Origin of the sequence: Paraburkholderia sp. SIMBA_027 (genome assembly GCF_046535315.1) — a bacterium.
Lineage (GTDB): Bacteria > Pseudomonadota > Gammaproteobacteria > Burkholderiales > Burkholderiaceae > Paraburkholderia > Paraburkholderia tropica.
This window is the reverse complement of sequence record NZ_JAWRWY010000001.1, coordinates 655,710-673,564: the sequence shown is the minus strand read 5'-3', so window position 1 is coordinate 673,564 and position 17,855 is coordinate 655,710. Positions and strand designations below refer to the sequence as shown.

Sequence of the window (17,855 nt, the reverse complement as noted above, 5' to 3'; positions counted from 1 at the left end):
GGTTCGCGGTGGCGATGACGGTTCGGGTCGAAGTCTTCATACGATGCCTCAATATTCCGAGTATGGCCTGACAGGCGTCGGCGGGTAAGGCACCGGGCCATGCTGCGGCGAGAAGAAATAGCGCAGGTACACCAGGCCCACGTTCGGCGCGTAGTCGCGCGAGCGGTCAAGCCGGAAACGGCCGCCCACCACGAAGTGCGGCGTCACGCGGTATTCGAGCGCGGCTTCCGCCGTGTAGCTGAAGCCGCCGCCCGAGCCGCCGCCGAAGAACGGATCGCCCGCGAGCGCCTGCAGATCGGGGCGCGTCGGGAAATAGGGCGAGCGGTCTTCGTTGGTGAACGACACGCCCACCGAGCCGTCGATTTCCCACGAAAGCTTGCCCCAGCGTCCGGTCCAGTCGAGCGGCAGGCTGAACGACAGATAACTCTGCGGGCTGTAATAGCCGCCGTTGCCGAAGGTGTAGAAGTGCTCGTTCTTCGAATACTTCCAGTAGTTGATCGTCAGGCCGCTCGACACCGACTGGTCGGGCCGCCGCCAGACCGTCCAGTCGTAGCCGCTGCGCACCTTGAATTCCTGGTTGGTCGGCACGTTGGTGCCGGTCAGCAGGCCGAAGCCGAGGCTCGTGAACAGCGTGCCCGGCCCGAAGTCGTGCGCGCCGCGCACGGTCAGGCCGTTGCGCACCACGCCGCCCCAGGTTTCGCCGGTGATCGGATCGCGTCCGCCCGCGTAGGACACGAGGCTGCTCGTCATGGCGCGCCGCGAGAGGTCCACCGACACCGACGCATGCTGGAAGTCGTAGCGATACAGCAGGCCGCCCAGCACGCTCGAGATCGGGAAGCCGATCGGCGTGCTGCCGATGTCGGCGCGCCAGCTCGTATTCGCGCCGCTGAATTCGTAGCCCGCCGCGAGCGCCACGCCGGTGGCGGTCTCGTTGATGGCGGGCACGTTCGCGTTGCTGAGCGCGGGCGACTTGCCGTAGTCGTACACGCCTTCGCTGCCCGCGGGCAGCGTGCCCGCGTTCAGGTAGACCGTGTCGGCGTGGAAGAAATAATGGCCCGAATAACCGTTCGGAATCCGCACGTAGAGCGGCACTTCGGTGGCGTGCAGCTCCGAGATGCCCGGGTCGCCCGACAGATTCGACTGATACCACTCGGTCGCGATCTGCCCCTGACGGCGGTCGTCGAGACCTTGCAGCGCACGCGCGCCCGAGGTCAGACCGTCCGGACCGGCCTGTTCGCCTTCCGCCTGTTCCTGCACGAGCGAGCTGCGATAGAGGCTGGCGGCATCGTTGTAATCGCCACGCGACTGCGCCACGCGGCCCGCCTGGATCGTCACGTCCGAGCGGTCCGGATAGCGCTCGCGCAGCGGATCGATCACGTCCTGCGCTTCCTGGTTGCGCCCTTGCGCGGTGAAGCGCCGCGCGATCGCGAGGCGCGTGTCCACGTCGTCCTCGGGCGTGTCGGCGAGCACGTCGCGCACCAGTTGCGTGGCTTCGCGGTCGCGGCCCATGCGCTCGTACAGACGCGCCACGGTCAGGCGCGCGTCGGCGTCGTCCGGATTGGCCGCGAGCACCTTCTGCGCCGCCGCCAGCGCGCCCTTGTAGTCGCCCTTCGCTTCGAGCAGATCGGCTTCTTCGAGCAGCCAGCGGCGATTCGACTTCAGGCGCGACGGCACCGCGTCGAGCGTGCGCTGCGCGCTGCGGAAGTCGCCGTTGTCGATCTGACGGTCGGTCGCGCGCACGGCCAGACGCAGTTCCTGGTCATCGAGATCGGCGCGCTGTTCGTCGCTCAGGCCCGGCTGCGCGCGCGTGGCGTCGATCCACTTCGACCAGTCGTCGTCGCGGTTGGCGGCGCCCAGCAGTTCGCCGTAGCGCACGCGCGCGCCGTTCGCGCCGCCGTCGGACGGATGCGCGGCGAGCCAGTCCTGCACGAGCTTGAGCCCCTTGTCGGTTTCGCCGAGCGCGATCCACTCGCGGCCCACCGAGGCGAGCATCTGCGGATCGTTGGCCGCACGGGCGTCCGCGGCGGCTGAGTCGAGCAGCGCGCGCGCCTCGTCTTCCTTGCCTTGCGCGATCAGCTGGCGGGCCTGCGCGAGCTTCTTCTGCGCGGCGAGATTGCCCATCAGCTCGCGCATGCCGTCGCTGCGTTCGGCGGCCGGCACGGCATCGAGCTGCGCGGCGGCGCCGTCGATGTCGTCGACGGAATTCAGATACAGCGCCGTCGCGTAACGCATGTCGGGCGCCTGCGAGGCCTTCAGGCCGTCCTCCATCACCTGACGGCCGAGCGCGGGCAGATTCAGGTCGCGATACTGGCGCGCGAGCGTGAAGCGCGTCCAGGCGTCGTCGGGCGTGAGGCGCACGGCGTCTTCGAGCTTGGCGATGGCCGGGCTCTTGCGGTTTTCGGCGAGCAACTGGTCGGCCTGGATCGCCAGCAGTTCGGCGTGCAGACGTTTCAGTTCCGCTTCGGAGCCCGACAGGCGCGGCGCCGTCGCGGTGATCAGCGGACCGATCTCGTTGTCGCGATGGGTTTCGCGCAGCACGGTGACGAGGCTGCGCAGCGCGTCGAGATCGGGCTCCTTCGCCGTCACGAGCGGACGCAGCACGGCCTCGGCCTCGCTCCACTTCTTCTGCGCCATCAGCGAGTCGGCGAGCAGGCGCGTGGCCGTGGCGTTGCCCGGATCGAGCTTGAGCGCCTCGCGCGCGAGCGCTTCGCCCTGCTCGGGCTTGCCTTGCGCATTGGCGTCGCGGGCGCGGCCGATGGTGCCCCAGATGGCCGACGTGTGTTCGAGACTGCGCCACTTGCCGGCGTTGTCGGGATCGAGCTTGATGGCGCGCGCGAACAGGGCGCGCGCCTCGTCCTGACGGCCTTCTCGCAGACGCACGAGGCCGAGCGCGCCGATCGTCTCGCCGTCGTTCGGGCTCGCGCGCTGGGCGGTTTGCAGCGACGCTTCGGCATCCTTGAGATCGCCGCGCGCCAGTTGCGCGAGACCCTGGTTGCGGGCGCGCGCGCCGGGACCGGCCACGCGCACGCGCGACGTACCCGATGAAGCCGACGAGCGCGCCGAACCTGACGAGCCGGTGCCGCTCGACGCCACGTTGTAGGGCTTGCCGTTCGCCGCCGCCGCATTGGCCTGCGCGACGGCCTTCGGCCCGAGCTTCTTCGCGAGGTCGGCGACGGTTTGCTGCGCGTCGGTGTCGTCGGGGACTTCCTGCAGATAGCGCAGATACCAGACGTAATAGGCCGGATCGTCGCGTCCCGCGCTGCCGAGCGCGCGGCGCCAGCGCTCCAGCGCGTCGGCGCGATTGCCGTCCTGACGCTGATAGACGGTGTACAGCAGATTCAGCCCTTCCATGCGCGTGCTGGCGCGGTCGGTCAGCATGTCGCCGAGAATCAGCGCGGCGTCGGTGTCGTTCGGATTGCGCTTCAGACGCGCGCGCAGTTCGTCGATGACCTGCACGCGGCCCGCGTCCGTGCCCGCGACGATACGGTAATAGTCGCGCGCGAGGTCGCCGCGCGGCGCACCGCCCGGGAACAGCTTCTTCATGCGCGCGGCGGCTTCGTCGGACTTGCCCGCGCTGGAAAGCAGGCGGATCTGCGCGAGTTCGTTCTTGTCGCTGGTCGCGACGCGGTAGGCGTCGGACAGCTCCTGGGTCGCGGGCGCGTTCGGCGCGACTTTCTTCAGTTGCGCGAGCAGTTTGGCGGCTTCGGCCGTGTGGTTCGAGCGCAGTTCGATCTCGCCCATCAGCGCGAGCGAGTCGGGCTGCTGCGGATCGAACAGCAGCGCCTTCTGCACGAGACCGCGCGCGACGTCGGGACGGTTCTTCGCCATCCACATGCGCGCTGCCGAGAGCAGTTGCGCGGCCTGCGCGGCGGGCGCGGCGGCGTTCGCGGCGGGCTGGCGCGTGTTCTGGGCGTTTTGCACGATCGGCGCGCTCTGCGCGCGCGCGGCCAGCGGCGATGCGGCGATCAGCAGCGCGAGCATCGAGGCGATGCGGGCCGACAGCCGCGGCGCGCACCGACGCGCGCGCGAGCCGGCGCCGGCGCGCGGCGCTTTCGCGAGGGCGTTCATCGTGCTGCCGGGCATTGAGCCGTCCATGCGGGAATTACGCGGCCTTGCGCATCGAAGCGATAAAGGCCTTGCAGATAGCCGAGGCCGAACAGCATCAGCACGCTGCTGTAATAGCCGGGCGGCGATTTTTGCGCGAGCGTGCGGCTGCGTTGAACCTGCGCATCGGACAGATCGGTGCGGCCGAGTGCTGACAGATACGGCGCGACCGCCGCCGAAAAGCCGCCGTTGCCCTCGTTCGGGCCGGGTTCGCCGGTCTGCGTGTTGACGCGCTCGGGCGGAAAGCCGTGCGCGGCCACGAAGGCCGAGAGCGGCGCGAAGGTCGCGAGCGTCGCGCTGCGCGCCGGGTCGTCGTAAGCGAGCATGCCCGCCCACAGATAGACGCGGATTGCGTTATAGGCGCTTTCGGCGTGCGTGGGTTCGTCAGGGCCGAAATCGCCCTTGTTGCCCCGCGCGCGGTAGACGACCCAGTCGGGCGAAAAGCCCTTGGGCGCGGTGCCGTTGACGAGCTTCGACGAACTGCCGAGCAGCGACTTCCACTCGGGCCGTTCTTTCTCGGGCATCGCGAGCGTGAAGCGGCGCATGACCTGCAGCGGCACATAGCTCGGGTTCAGACGCCACGTGTTCTTGTCGAGCGTGAAGCCGACCGGGCCGGGCAGCACCGTGCGGCCGAGGCCGGGCAGCGCGGCCGTCTCGCGGCGCAGGACGTTGCGCGCCATCACCGTGCCGATCGCCGTGTAGCGGCGCACGTTCCAGAGGCGGCCCGCTTCGAGCAGCGTGTAGGCGATCCAGAGATCGGCGTCGCTGGCGGAGTTGGTGTCGATCACGCCCCACGTGCCGGTTTGCGTCTGCGTAGCGGGGCTGGACGACGCGGCCGACGCAGCCGAAGCCACGACCGGCGCGCCGTTTTCGTCGATGTCGGTGCGCCCCCAGATCCACGCGGGCAAATGCGCAGCGAGATCGCCCTGGGCGAGATTGTTCTCGGTCCACGCGAGGATCTTGTCGAAGGCCGCGCGGTCGTTCGCGACGAGCGCGAAGAAGAGCGCGTACGACTGGCCTTCGGAGACCGTCACCTGGCGCGGCGAACTGGCGTCGATCACGCGTCCGTCGGCGGACAGCAGCGCGCCCTTGAACGCGGTCCAGTCGGACCACGCGCAGGCGGGCGCTTGCGGCGCGGCAGCCGACGTCGTCTTCGCAGCAGGCGTCCTCGCGTTCGCGTTCGCCGTCGCGGCAAGCGCGGACGCGGGCGCGCCGAGCAGCAGCGGCGCGAGCGCGCAGGCGCTGGCCGCGAGCCAGCGTGTGAGGCAGGGCTTGGCCCTCAACCCGGTCGGCACGTTCAGTCTCCGGTGCGGCGGGCAGCCATGCGTCCGAGCGCCCAGAACACCGTCAGCGCGACGATCAGGCCCGCGAGAATCCCGGCCACGGCCATCAGCGACGGATAGCGCGAGATATGCACCCAGGCGCGCGCGTACCAGGGCAGATCGCCGACGAAATAACGCTCGCCCACGCGCAGCCCTTCCACTTCGTTCTGGCGCACCACGGTCAGGTCGCCGTGGATCGCCGCGACCTTGCCGCTGTCGTCGAGCGCGTCGAGCACGTCGCCGAGCTGCGCCGACGACGTACTGGAGAGCGCCACCACGCTGCGCCCCGATTTGAGCGGCGACTCGAAGCCGATCAGCGCCGCCATCGGACCGCCGAGCGTGACGATCGAGCGGCCCGCGGGCCTCGGCTCGTCGTCGTCCTCGGTGCCGCCGAGCCAGCCCGGCCAGCCGCTCTTCTGGTCGCGCGTCGTCACTTCGGTCTTGCCGCGCTCGATCAGCAGCGGCAGATCCTTACCCCATTTCGCGAGCAGGTCGGCGGCCGAGCCCGAGCCGATCACGAGCAGGTCGTCGCCGCTCACGCTGTCGATCTTGCTGGCGGGCACGAGCGTCGCGCGCAGCGCGGGCAGACCGGTCCACTGGCCCATGTGGCCGAGCATCGTCAGCACGGCTTCCTGGTCCTGCGCGTTCGGCGTGTCGGGAATCACGATGGCCGTTTGCGCGAGGTCCGCCATGCGCGTGAACGGATAGCCGCTGTTGGCGAAGAAGGCGAGGTTCGGCAGCGCCGTGTAGTGCGCGAAGCCGCTGAAATCGATCACCGAATCGGGGTCGATGGCGGCGCGCGCCACGTCGGCGGCCGTCGAGGTGCACAGGCCGGTCTTCTGCGAATCGATATGGAACTGGAACTGGAACTGGTTGTTCGAGCCCACGCGGAAGGCCGGGATTTCGATGTTGCTGGCGGCGCGCGCGTCGGTGCCCGAGAGCAGCGGCACGCTGATGCGCGTTTCGTCGGAGGCGCGCGTGACGGGCTTCAGGCGCTGCGAGCGCACGAGCTGGTCGTTGATGCTGACGTTGAGGATCGAATCGTTCCAGGTCGACGGCGCCGTGTAGCGATAGCGGATGTCGAGCGGCACATTGGTGCGCGCCCACGCGTAGAGGTCGGCGGGCACGCGCATGTTCACGCGGATCGCGGGCGGGTTGTAGCCCGACACCTGCAACTGCTGAGGATCGCTCACCAGCTCGCGCATCAGCACGGGGCGGTCGGTCGGCACCCAGTTCGGCGCGTCGTAGGGCTTGCGCGCCGGACCCAGATCGACCGACTGCACGATCACGCTGCTGCCCGCCATGCCGGCCTGGCCGAGCACGAGGGCGTCGGCGGCCTTCTCCAGTTCCTCGGGCGTGCGGCCCGCGAGCACCAGCAGTTTGCGGCCCGACTGCGGATCGGCGGCCGGGTTGTTCATCACGCTGATCGTCGGGCCTTTGATTTCAGGCAACGAGATGCCTTCCGGCACCTGACCCGGCAGCGCGAGCACGACGGCATTGGCGTCGGCGGGCGCCGTGCGCGTGACCGGGAAGCGTGCGCCGCGATAGCTCGCGAGTGCGCCGAGCCACGACGACACCACGCCGGCCGCATGCAGCGTCGGCACGCCCGCGTTGGCGGCGAGCACGAACGGCACGCGCAGCAGGCGGTTGTCGTGACGGTCGAAGAACGGCACCGGCAGCAGCGCGAGGCTGTTGGGCAGATTGATGCCCGCCGTGTTCAGCGTGAGCGTGGTCTGCGGCGCGACGTCGGTCCACAGCGTCGTGTGGTACGGGTCTTCGCAATGATCGAGCGTGTAGTGCGCGATCATCTGCACGCTGATGCGGTTGTAGTCGGTGAACAGGCGCGGATCGAGATTGATCTCGCTCGTCACGAGCTGGCCGGCGCTTTCCTTCACAAGCGGAATGGTCGCGACCACTTCGCCGTTGACGAAGACTTTCAGATGCGAAAGCGGATAGATCAGCGACGGCGAGTACGTATACATGAGGCGCAGCTTTGCGCTCGTCACGACTTCGTCGGTGCGCACGTCGACGTTCATGTAGCCGGTCGGATCGAGGCCGCGCAATTCCATCGGCCCGTACACGCCCATGTCGCGCAGCGAAAACACATGCGTGCGCGGCGGGCCGAGCGGCGCCGGATTGGCGTTGTCGTTGGGCATCGCGACGGTGCCGGGCGCGGTCTGGATCACGGCGGGACCGGCGCCTTGCGCGGACGGGCTCGCCGCAGTCGCGGCGATCGTTGCGTTCGCCACATTCGCAGCGGAGGCCGGCGCGCCGCCGGGCGGCTGAGCATTTGGCGTGCCTGGTGCGGCGGCTTTGCTGGCGGCGGTTGCGGGAGCGGGCTTGTCGGCTGCGAGCAAACTCGATCCCACCAACAGCCCGGCGATCAACGCACCCAGGCGGACATGAACGGAAACTCGCATCGCAAACGGCCCTTTGTCTTATTCGCGACGACTGCCCCCGATTCGCACAGTCAGCCGTCTAGTGATGTTGGCGGTCTCGAAATACCCGCCTTATCCGGGAACAGCGCCAGCGCGTTATTTTGAGATTCGTCGGAGTTTATCTGAGTCTGCTCAATAACGACATGGGATTGAGCACTGTTTATCCAACTTGAATTGTTAAACAACGTCATTGCGTGCCTGGTAGTCGTTTTCGCGCAACGGAAATTGACTCATGCGATTTAAAGCGATACCGATAATCCCTGGTATGACGGCGCTGGATGGCACATTGCGGTTCGCTTTCATTGCGAACCCGAATGAAAAAAGCGCGCGCAGATTGGGGGCAAAGGCGCGAGTATGAGTTTGCCGAATGCGCCATGTGTTTGTCAGATGAATGCCATGCGCGAACGTTTGCGGCGACCGCATGCAGCGTGCCAAACGATTGCGCGGCAGTCTGGCTTGCGCTTCGAGCTTCACCGACCGACGGCGATGCGCGATCTTCCACAGCGCATGAGCGCCGCCAGGTTCGACGGGATCGTGAGCGCAGCCGGCCAGACGAAACGCGGCGCAACAGCGCACATGATTGCGCAAACGATTGCGTACATTGACACGCAAGCGCGGCCCGCATGGCCCGCCCTGAGCCGCTTTCGAGCGCATCCGCGCCGCCTGGCGATCACCGGACAGCCGTGACGCATGCCGCGCGTGTTCGCCGAACGCGGCGAGGTCGGCAAGCGCGAACGCGGCGCGCGACGAACGCCGACTCCGCGCCCCACCATCGCGAACCCGTCAATCTCGTTTCGCGAGTCGATCGGTTCGAGCATGCAGATTCAATTGATTAGCGATCCTGATTGGATGGCGAGGAAAGCGATTCGTTTGATTGCGTAAAACCGGCGATCGAATTCGACGCAGCACACGCTCTGGTTTCGTCGGCGGCGTCCTGGCGTGAATGCCGCAATGAATCGGGAAAAATCATTCAGACGAATCGCGCGTTGCTTGCGGATGCGAATGCGCGCTTGCCGAATTATTTTTTTCGATGCGCGAAGGGCGAATGGCTTCTGCAATACGCCGCGTACAAAAAAGCGCCAAGGTTGGCGAGAACCTTGGCGCTTGTTTTTCAGCCGTTCTTAATCCGTCGATTAATCGACAGGTTTGATCAGCCCGGCGATGGATTCGCGCGCGCGCGCGGCGACATCATTCATATCCGGCGTCTGCCGATAGCTGATAGCGGCAATCAAATGCGTGCCGATCACGGCGCCGAACAGCATGTCGGCCATGCGATCGATATTCACGGGCGCAATACGTTCGCGTTCGATCAGCAATGCGAGCCGCGATTCCAGAAACTGCTTGCTGCGATGAATGCCCTGATCGTAATAGTGCTGGCGAATCTCGGGAAAGGCATTCGATTCGGCAATCACCAGACGGCTCACGGTCACATGCCGCTCGCTCAGCACGTAATGCGCCATTTCGGCGAGTGTGGCTTCGAGCACGGCTTGCGGCGAAAGCGCGTCGTCGATTTCGTGCTGCACGTCGGGGAACGACTCCGCGTCGGCCACCAGTGCGCGAAACAGTTCTTCCTTGGTGGGGAAGAGTTCATAGATCGTGCGCTTCGAGGTTTCGCACACGCGCGCGATATCGGCCATGCTGGTCGCGGCGTAGCCGGACAGCTTGAACAGGCCCTCGGCCGCCTTGAGAATCTGCTCGCGGCGCGCCTCGCGCGTGATCGTTACCGGCCGGCCCCTGCCGCGTGCGACAGGAGGAGCTTCGGCGGGCATAGTGGTATCGGTATCCAAGGGGCACCTTGATGGTAGAACGAGGTTCTCCGCACGCTTCGTACTGCACAGCGAATCCTGCTCGTGCACCAGGACGATGCGCAATGCGTCGCCGGTTCACGGCTGCAAATCCAAAGCATTTGGAGAACAAACGCGTGAATACTATCAAAGATGCTGCATTGAACGGATGAAAACGTCTTTCAATTCCTTGTGAAAGGTTATGTAAGGATAAGTGTGCGCATGACGGCAATTCATCCTTGCCTCAAGCGAAAGCGAATGCCGATTTAATCCGTCACGAAATCCTGCGAAAAAAGCACCGAGTCGCAGCGAGTCGCCGCACAGCGAATACGAATCGGCATGAATGGCGGCTTAGGGTCGCGCGCGAACCTGCGTGCCTCGCGACGACTGCGCTAAGCTTGCCGCGTCCACCCGATTGCACATGCACATCACTGCACGATTTCGAGGAGCGCAGCAATGAACGAGCAAACCTGGCAAGCCGTCGACGACTGGTTCACCGAACGCCTGATCGGCGCCGACGACGCCCTCGACCACGCGCTCGCCGCGAGCGGGAAAGCGGGGCTTCGGTCCATCAACGTCGCGCCGAATCAGGGCAAGTTCCTGCATCTGCTCGCGCGTATCCAGGGCGCGAAACGCATTCTCGAAATCGGCACGCTGGGCGGCTATAGCGCGATCTGGCTCGCGCGTGCGCTGCCGCCCGGCGGTCAGCTCGTGTCGCTCGAATACAGCCCGGAAAACGCGGCCGTTGCGCGTGCGAACATCGCGCATGCGAATCTCGCGGACCGCGTGAGCGTGATCACGGGACTCGCACTCGATTCGCTCGACGCGATGCTGGCGGAGCAGACGGCACCGTTCGATTTCGTCTTTATCGACGCGGACAAAAGCAATAACGCGAACTACCTCGACCGCGTGCTGAAACTCTCGCGCCCGGGCACGGTGATCGTCGCCGACAACGTGGTGCGCCGCGGCCGCATCGCCGACGCCGACGATCACGACGCCGACGTCACGGGCTTGCGCGACTACTTCGACGAGGTGAGCGCCGACAAGCGGCTCGACACCACGGCCGTGCAAACGGTCGGCAGCAAAGGTTGGGACGGCTTCGCGATCACGATCGTCGGCGCTTGAAGGAGCGCGCGCACAATCAGCAACACGCCATCAGTAACGCGCCATAAAAAAACGCCGGGCTGCCTCCGCAGCACCGGCGTTTTTCATGCCTGGGCGAACAGCGCCCGAGGCGGCCTTAGAAGTCCGTCGTCATCGAGAACAGCACCGTGCGCGGCGCACCCATCGTCAGATAGCCGCCGGTCGTCGAGCTCCAGTACGCCTTGTTCGTGAGGTTGTAGACGTCGGCGCGGAAGGTGGTCGGACGGCCGAACACGCTGGTCTTGTAGCGCGCGCCGAGATCCACCGTGTCCCACGCCTTGATCGACAGCGTGTTCGTCGCATTCAGATACTGCGGACCCGTGTGCGTGTAGCGCGCCGAGAACGTCAGCCCCTGCACCCACGGCAGATCGTATTCCGCGCCGAGGTTGAACATGAAGCTCGGCACGCCGATCGGACGATTGCCGTCGTTGGTGCCGGTGTCGAGCTGCACCGCGTTGATGTAGGTCGCGCCCGCCATCAGACGCACGCCCTTGTAGACTTCGCCGAACACCGACGCTTCCACGCCGCGATGACGCTCGTTGCCGTCGGCGACGAAATAGCCGGACGAGTTGGTGTAGGTCTGCGGCTTTTCGAGCTGATACAGCGCCAGTTGCGCGCCGAACTTGCCGCTGTCGTACTTCGCGCCCACTTCATATTGCTTGGTGCGCTCCGGCGCGAGCAGCGCGTTGGCGTTCATCGCCGTGGCCGGCGCCTGGCTGCCCGCGGCGAGCGACTCGCTGCGGTTCGCGTAGATCGCGATGTGCTCGGTCGGCTTGAACACAATGCCGAACAGCGGCGTGGTGATCGAATCGTTGTACGCCTCGGTTTGCAGCAGCGTCGACGACGAATACGCGTTCGAGACGATTTCCTGGTGACGCACGCCCACCGTGAACAGCACGCGGTCGTGGAAGAAGCCGAGCGTGTCCGACGCCGCGACGCTGCGCATCAGGCTCGTCGACGTGAGCGGCGGATTGCCGTCCAGACCCTGCGAGTAGTACTTCGACGGCGGAAACGCCACTTGCGGCGTGTCGTAGAGGTCGGTGTTGAAGCTGCCCGACATGTTCCACGCGGACTCCGTGTGCACGCTCACGATCGACGCACCCGCCGTCACGAAATGGCTCACCGGACCGGTGTTGAAGTGGCCGCGCACGCCGACTTCCGCCGAGGTCGCGTCTTCCTTGCGCGGCACGTACATGCGCGAGGCCGTCGTGAGCGTCGGGTCGGTGTAGTAGGGCGACGAATACTGGCCGCTTTCGGTGCTGTGCCGCGCGCCGCCCGCCACGTAGGCGGTCCAGCCCGGCAGGAAGTCGTATTCGGCGCGCAGGATGCCGACCGTGTCTTCGGTCTGGCTGGCGGACCACGTCTGGCCGTAGTTGTAGCTCGCCGAGGGCACGGCAGGAATCGAGTCGCCGGAGACGTACGCGACCGGACGGCCATCCGACACATGCTGGCGCTGATAGAGGAAGTCGGCTTCGAGACGCAGCTTCTCGCCCCGATAGTCGAGCGCGACGGCCGTCTGGTTGTTGCGGCGGTGCTCGCCGTCGATGCTCGTTTCGCCGTCGCGGTTCGCCTGGTTCACGCGAATGCCGAACTGGTCCTGATCGCCGAAACGGCGGCCGACGTCGACGTGCGTGCCGAACTCGCCCGAGGCGCTGCCGTCGAGCGTGACTTCGGTCAGCGGCTTGTCGTCGGCGCGCTTCAGTTGCAGGTTCACGCTGCCGCCGATCGAGCTGCCGTTCGGCGACGCGCCGTTCAGGAACGCGCTCGCGCCCTTGAACACGTCCACGCGCTCGATGGCGGGCGTTTCCACCATCTGGCGCGGCGTGATGCCGTAGAGGCCGTTGAGCGAGACGTCGTCGCTGTCGAGCTGGAAGCCGCGGATGACGTAGACCTCCTGGAAGTTGCCGTAGCCGTAGGCGGTGCGCACGGCCGGGTCGTTCGAGAGCACGTCCGCGATGGTGCGCGCCTGCTTGTCCTGAATCGCCTTGGCCGTGTAGGTCGTCATGCTGAACGGCATGTCGATGTTCTTCTGCTGGCCGAGCGCGCCGAAATTGCCGCCGCGCGCGACCTGACCGCCGCCGTAAGTCGGCGCGAGGTCGCCGGGCAGGGCGTCTTTGGCCGCCTGCACCTTGACCGTGGGCAGCGTGGCGTTGCTCTTGCCGGCGGTGCTGGCGCCCGTGCTGCTGGCGTCGGCGCTGCCGCTCGTCTGCGCGAACGCGGCGGCGGGCAGGGCGAAGGCCACGGCAATGGCGGCGAGGATGGCGTGACGGGAGGCGGAGACGGCGGGCTGGAACGGCGACTTCGGCGTATCGGCCGCAGCAGGACGCGGCACGGACAAACGGGGTGCGGACATAAAAAAATCGAAACGGTGTAAGTCGTTATTGCCGCGCCGCGATGCCAGCGTGAGTGCGTGGCTCCCGGGCGGTGCTTTGGTCTGGCGAGCGCGCGCCGCCGCGCGGGAGCGCGTGCGGGTGGCCGTCAAAATGTATGCGGATTGTATATGCTAATGAGAACGATTGTTATTCCAAATTACAAAGCGACTGCGCGTATTCGGTGTTTACACAACACTGACGGTGGATTTCAGCGGGGCTACGGCAAGGAAACGTCAGAAATAGAAACAGGGTCGGATATTTAATCTGGCGCGAAGTCGTGATATAGACGCCGCGAAACGCGAGCGCGGGCCGGGCGCCGCTCCGCAAACCTGCATTTCCGAGCAATTTCGGCCCTTCGTCCGCGCCTCAAAAGCAGCCCGCAAGCGCCGCACGAACGGCCTCGATCCCGGCCGCGCTAGCGCGCAACGCGCGTCGCGTACATGGCTCATAAGCAGATTCGATGGCATTCGCCGCCAGTTTCGGTAGTGCGCGCCCGCCCGCGCTCCCTAAAATGAACCGAAGCGCGCCGCGCGTCATGCGGCGCCGTACGATCGACGAGACGAGGAGGGGCGGTAGCAATGAGCGCAGCAGGCAGTCAGCAACCAGGCACGGCAAGCGGGACGGAAAACAGGACGGCAGCGCAGGGCGTCGGCCAGACGCGCATCCGCTGCATGCAGATGCGCGGCGGCACCTCGAAGGGCGCGTACTTTCTCGCCTCCGACCTGCCCGCCGATCCGGCCGCGCGCGACCGCGTGCTGCTCGCCGTGATGGGCTCGCCCGATCCGCGCCAGATCGACGGCATCGGCGGCGCCGATCCGCTCACCAGCAAAGTGGCGATCGTCTCGCCCTCCACGCGCGCCGACGCCGACGTCGACTATCTGTTCGCCCAGGTCGTGGTGGACGAAGCGCGCGTCGACTACGGTCAGAACTGCGGCAACATTCTCGCCGGCGTGGGCCCGTTCGCGATCGAGCGCGGGCTCGTCGACGCACGCGACGGCACGACCGCCGTCGCCATCCACATGCTCAATACCGGGCAGATCGCCGTGGCGAGCGTCTCGACGCCCGGTCGTCAGGTGCAATACGACGGCGACGCGCGCATCGACGGCGTGCCCGGCACGGCGGCCGCGATTCCGCTCGCGTTTCGCGACACGGCCGGTTCGACCTGCGGCGCGCTGCTGCCGACGGGCAATCTCAAGGACACGATCGACGGCGTCGAAGTGACCTGCATCGACAACGGCATGCCGCTCGTGCTGATCCGCGCGCGCGATCTCGACCGCACCGGCTACGAAACGCGCGACGAGCTCGACGCCGACGCGGCGCTCAAGGCGCGCGTCGAAGCGATTCGGCTCGCCGTGGGTCCGCGCATGAATCTGGGCGACGTCAGCGCGCGCACGGTGCCGAAGATGTGCCTGATCGCGCCGCCGCGCGCGGGCGGCGCGATCAGCACGCGCAGCTTTATTCCGCATCGCTGCCACGCGTCGATCGGCGTGCTGGGCGCGGTGAGCGTGGCGACGGCGGCCGTGCTGCCCGGCACGGTCTGCGACGGCATCGCCGAACTCGGCGACGCGAGCGGCGTGAAGCGCCTCGCGGTCGAGCATCCGACCGGCGAATTCACCGTCGAGCTGACGCTCGCGCACGAAAACGGCGCGACCGAGGTGACGGGCGCGGCGCTGCTGCGCACGGCGCGCTGGCTGTTCGACGGCGTGGTGGGCGTGCCGTCCGCCGTCTGGCGCGCCTGATCGTGAACGCGACGCCCGCCGCCTTCGCTCGAGTCGCTTTCGTCGGCTTCGGCGAAGCGGGTGGTGTGCTCGGCGCGGCGCTGGCCGCGCGCGGCGTGAGCGTCTCGATGTACGACCTGCGGCTCGACGCGTTGCGCGAGAAGGCGCGCGCGGCGCAGGTGCGGGCCGCTTCCACGCTGGAGGACGCCATCGACGGCGTGGAGCTGGTCGTGTCGGCGGTGACGGCGCAGTCGGACATGGACGTCGCGCACGCGTTGGCCGAACGTCTCGCGCCGGGCCAGATCGTGCTCGACATCAATTCGGTTTCGCCGCAGACCAAGCAGCACGCGCAGTCGTGCATCGAAGCGGGCGGCGCGCATTACGTGGAGGCCGCGGTGATGGCGCCGGTGCCGCCGTACGGACTCGCGGTGCCGATGCTGCTGGGCGGCGCGCAGGCGCGCGAGGTGAGCACGCGGCTGAACGCGAGCGGCTGGCGGACCGAGGCCGTGGCGGAGCGCGTCGGCGTGGCCTCGGCGGCGAAGATGTGCCGCAGCGTCATGATCAAAGGCATCGAAGCGCTGACCGTGGAATGTCTGCGCGCGGCGCGCAGCTACGACGCGGAAGCCGTGGTGCTTGCTTCGTTATCCGAAACATTGTCCAGAATGCAGCGCGACGCCGATCTCGCGGGCTATCTCGTCAGCCGCGTCGCCGAACATGGCCGCCGCCGCGCGGGCGAGATGCGCGAAGTCGCGCAAACGCTGCGCGACGCGGGCGTGGAGCCGTTCATGAGCGAGGCGTGCGCGCGCTTGCAGGACGGTTTCGTCGAGGCGATGCAGGCGCGCGGCATCGCGTATGACGATCTGGACGCGCCGTTCGACTGGCGCGCCCTGTTCGACCGCCTGCTTTAGTGCGTCTGCGGTAGTGCGTGCGCGCTAACGCGCCTGCGCCGCCATTCTCCCTTCGATCACCCGCACGGCCGGCGCAGCGTCGGCGACCGCCAGACGGATCGCGTCGATCAGCGCGCGCGCGGCGGGCGAGGGCGCGCTCTGCGCCCGCAAGGTCAGGCCGATTTCGCGCCGCGTGTTGTGCAGCGGCACGTCGAGCACCACGAGCTGCCCCGACTCGATCTCATAGTGCAATTGCTGCGCCGACAGCGCCGCGATCATATCCGTGCCCATCAGCAGGCCGCGAATCACGGCGAGGTCGGCGGTCTCGACGGTCGGCATCGGCGGCTTCAGTTTCAGGCGCTTGAACTGCGCCTCGAACAAGCCGCGCGCGGGCGAGTGCACGCGCGACAGAATCCATTGCGCGTTGCGCAGATCGCTCACATTCAGCGCGTTCTGCTGCGCGAGCGGATGACCGCGCCGCGCGAGCACGACCATGTCTTCGGCCATCAGGCGCTCGTTCGTGAGACCGCTCGCGGCGTCGTTCTCGCGCAGCGCGCCGAGCACGAAATCGACATCGCCCGCGCGCAAGCCCGCCACCAGCAACTCGTACGCGCTTTCGTCCGTGACCACGCGCACGCCCGGATGCTGCGCGCTCATGCGTGCGATCGCCGCGGGCAGGATCAGCGTGCGCCCGAGCGGCAGCGCGCCCACCGTCACCGAACCCTGAATGCTGCCGTGCAGGGCGGCGATATCGTCGGGCACGTGGCGCAGTTCGTTGAGTGCGCGGCGCACGTGCAGCAGGAAGGTTTCGCCCTCGGCCGTGAGCTGCACGCCGCGCGGGCTGCGGTGAAACAGCGTGACGCCCGAGCCGCTTTCGAGCACGCGCATCGCGCTGCTCACGGCGGGCTGGCTGATGCCGAACGCGCCGGCCGTGCTCGGCATGTGCCGGTGCCGTGCGAGCGCGACGAACAATTGCAGGCGGCGCGTGTTGAGCAGATAAGCGGGCAGCGTGCCTTCGCCGAGCGCGCGGCGGCGCGTCTGCCGCGCGGCGCACCAGTGCGCGAGTTCTTCGAGTTCGCCGAAGATCCGCGCGCAGCGGTCGAGCACCACGCGCCCGACGGCCGTGGGCAGCATGCCCGAGGGCTTGCGCTCGAACAGCGGCTCGCCGAGCGCGGTTTCGAGTTCCTGCACCGAACGCGTGACGGCCGATTGCGCGCGATAGAGCGCGGCGGCGGCGCGCGTGGCGCTGCCGGTGTCGGCGACCAGGCGGAACGCGCGCAGATGCGCGAGGTTGAGCAGGTCGGGCGCGTTCATGCGGCCCCCGCGATCAGATGCAGATGCTCGACCGAGAGATTGAGACTCTCCTTCGAAATATGCGTGTGCTCTTTCATGAGCGCCTCGACGCGCGCGCCCTCGCCGTTCAGCAACGCGCCGACGATGGCGTGATGCTGGCGGTGCGCGTAGGCGAGCATCATGTATTGCTGCTGGCGCGCGGCGTCGTCGAACACCACCGTGCCCGGCGAGACGAACGGAATTTTCTCGTTCAGGCCGAGCGCCGCGCTGATCGCGTGGCTGTCGGCGGCGGCCACGATCAGCGCGTGAAAGCGGCCGTTGACGTCGGCGTAACGGGTTTCCGCGGCGTTGTCGAGCGCGCCGGGGCGGAAGATGTCGTCGCCTTCGCGCAGGCAGTCCTGCAGCGCGCGCGCGAGCGCCGGGTCGACGCCGCGCTCGGCCACGCGACGCGCGGCGAGCCCTTCGAGCACGCCGCGCACGTCGATGGCGTTGAGCACGTCGGTCACGCTGAAGCAGCGCACGGTGTAGCCGCGCGCGCCCGAGCGCTCGACGAGGCCTTCGGTGGCGAGCACGCTCAGCGCGTAGCGCAGCGGCGTGCGGGAAATGCCGAGCCGTTCGGCGAGCTGCGCTTCGACGAGACGCTGCCCCGGCGCGAGTTCGCCGGAAAGAATGCGCGTGCGCAGCGCCTGCACGATGGTTTGCTGGGTTGTCTCGTTCATGTCGCTATCTTGCGCGCGGCCGGGCGCCCGGCTTGGGGCCCGGCCTTGCGAGTTTGTTCTTTTGGTATCTGTTTC

The 17,855-nt window shown here is 67.3% G+C and carries 12 protein-coding genes; 4 read left to right on the top strand and 8 right to left on the bottom strand.

All coding sequences use genetic code 11. The features are described from left to right. Positions 1 to 48 precede the first annotated feature (48 nt). From SB764_RS02840 to SB764_RS02825, 4 genes are all read right to left on the bottom strand, one after another. Positions 49 to 4,083: a cellulose synthase subunit BcsC-related outer membrane protein gene (locus SB764_RS02840; protein WP_410862577.1), complete on the bottom strand. Its 4,035-nt coding sequence runs from the start codon at positions 4,081 to 4,083 to the stop codon at positions 49 to 51. Then, positions 4,065 to 5,399 carry a cellulose synthase complex periplasmic endoglucanase BcsZ gene (gene bcsZ / locus SB764_RS02835; protein ID WP_336751597.1) on the bottom strand — a complete coding sequence of 445 codons (1,335 nt, stop codon included), beginning with the start codon at positions 5,397 to 5,399 and terminating at the stop codon, positions 4,065 to 4,067. Before bcsZ ends, SB764_RS02840 begins: the two co-directional genes overlap by 19 nt. Before the next feature lie 2 nt (positions 5,400 to 5,401). After that, positions 5,402 to 7,846: a cellulose biosynthesis cyclic di-GMP-binding regulatory protein BcsB gene (bcsB, locus tag SB764_RS02830; protein ID WP_231957739.1), complete on the bottom strand. Its 2,445-nt coding sequence runs from the start codon at positions 7,844 to 7,846 to the stop codon at positions 5,402 to 5,404. 195 nt (positions 7,847 to 8,041) lie between these two features. Further along, complete coding sequence (locus tag SB764_RS02825; RefSeq protein ID WP_410862575.1) at positions 8,042 to 8,518, bottom strand: hypothetical protein; 477 nt, start codon at positions 8,516 to 8,518, stop codon at positions 8,042 to 8,044. A gap of 36 nt (positions 8,519 to 8,554) precedes the next feature. Between SB764_RS02825 and SB764_RS02820 the strand changes: the two genes are divergently transcribed. Then, entirely contained in the window at positions 8,555 to 8,746 is a 192-nt protein-coding gene (locus tag SB764_RS02820; RefSeq protein WP_065064847.1) for a hypothetical protein, read from the top strand. A gap of 251 nt (positions 8,747 to 8,997) precedes the next feature. On the opposite strand, the gene SB764_RS02815 is transcribed toward SB764_RS02820, so the two are convergent. Beyond that, on the bottom strand, positions 8,998 to 9,651 hold the full coding sequence (locus SB764_RS02815; RefSeq protein ID WP_410862572.1) for a TetR/AcrR family transcriptional regulator: 654 nt from the start codon (positions 9,649 to 9,651) through the stop codon (positions 8,998 to 9,000). A 453-nt stretch (positions 9,652 to 10,104) separates the two neighbouring features. On the opposite strand from SB764_RS02815, the gene SB764_RS02810 reads away from it, so the two are divergent. After that, the gene (locus SB764_RS02810) at positions 10,105 to 10,773 is read left to right on the top strand and encodes an O-methyltransferase (RefSeq protein ID WP_065064844.1); all 669 of its coding nucleotides are present in this window, start codon (positions 10,105 to 10,107) and stop codon (positions 10,771 to 10,773) included. A gap of 115 nt (positions 10,774 to 10,888) precedes the next feature. Here SB764_RS02810 and SB764_RS02805 read toward each other — a convergent pair whose 3' ends face one another. Then, positions 10,889 to 13,144, bottom strand: coding sequence for a TonB-dependent receptor (locus SB764_RS02805; RefSeq protein ID WP_410862570.1), 2,256 nt, complete (start codon positions 13,142 to 13,144; stop codon positions 10,889 to 10,891). A 597-nt stretch (positions 13,145 to 13,741) separates the two neighbouring features. Between SB764_RS02805 and SB764_RS02800 the strand changes: the two genes are divergently transcribed. Further along, positions 13,742 to 14,902, top strand: a complete 1,161-nt coding sequence (locus SB764_RS02800) for a 4-oxalomesaconate tautomerase (protein WP_410862568.1) — start codon at positions 13,742 to 13,744, stop codon at positions 14,900 to 14,902. A gap of 2 nt (positions 14,903 to 14,904) precedes the next feature. Continuing rightward, positions 14,905 to 15,789 carry a DUF1932 domain-containing protein gene (locus tag SB764_RS02795; protein ID WP_410862566.1) on the top strand — a complete coding sequence of 295 codons (885 nt, stop codon included), beginning with the start codon at positions 14,905 to 14,907 and terminating at the stop codon, positions 15,787 to 15,789. A 24-nt stretch (positions 15,790 to 15,813) separates the two neighbouring features. On the opposite strand, the gene SB764_RS02790 is transcribed toward SB764_RS02795, so the two are convergent. Both SB764_RS02790 and SB764_RS02785 read right to left on the bottom strand, forming a co-directional pair. Continuing rightward, complete coding sequence (locus SB764_RS02790; RefSeq protein WP_065064840.1) at positions 15,814 to 17,082, bottom strand: LysR family transcriptional regulator; 1,269 nt, start codon at positions 17,080 to 17,082, stop codon at positions 15,814 to 15,816. After that, positions 17,079 to 17,780, bottom strand: a complete 702-nt coding sequence (locus SB764_RS02785; protein WP_065064838.1) for a GntR family transcriptional regulator — start codon at positions 17,778 to 17,780, stop codon at positions 17,079 to 17,081. The genes SB764_RS02790 and SB764_RS02785 overlap by 4 nt, the downstream gene beginning before the upstream one ends. Positions 17,781 to 17,855: the final 75 nt, after the last annotated feature.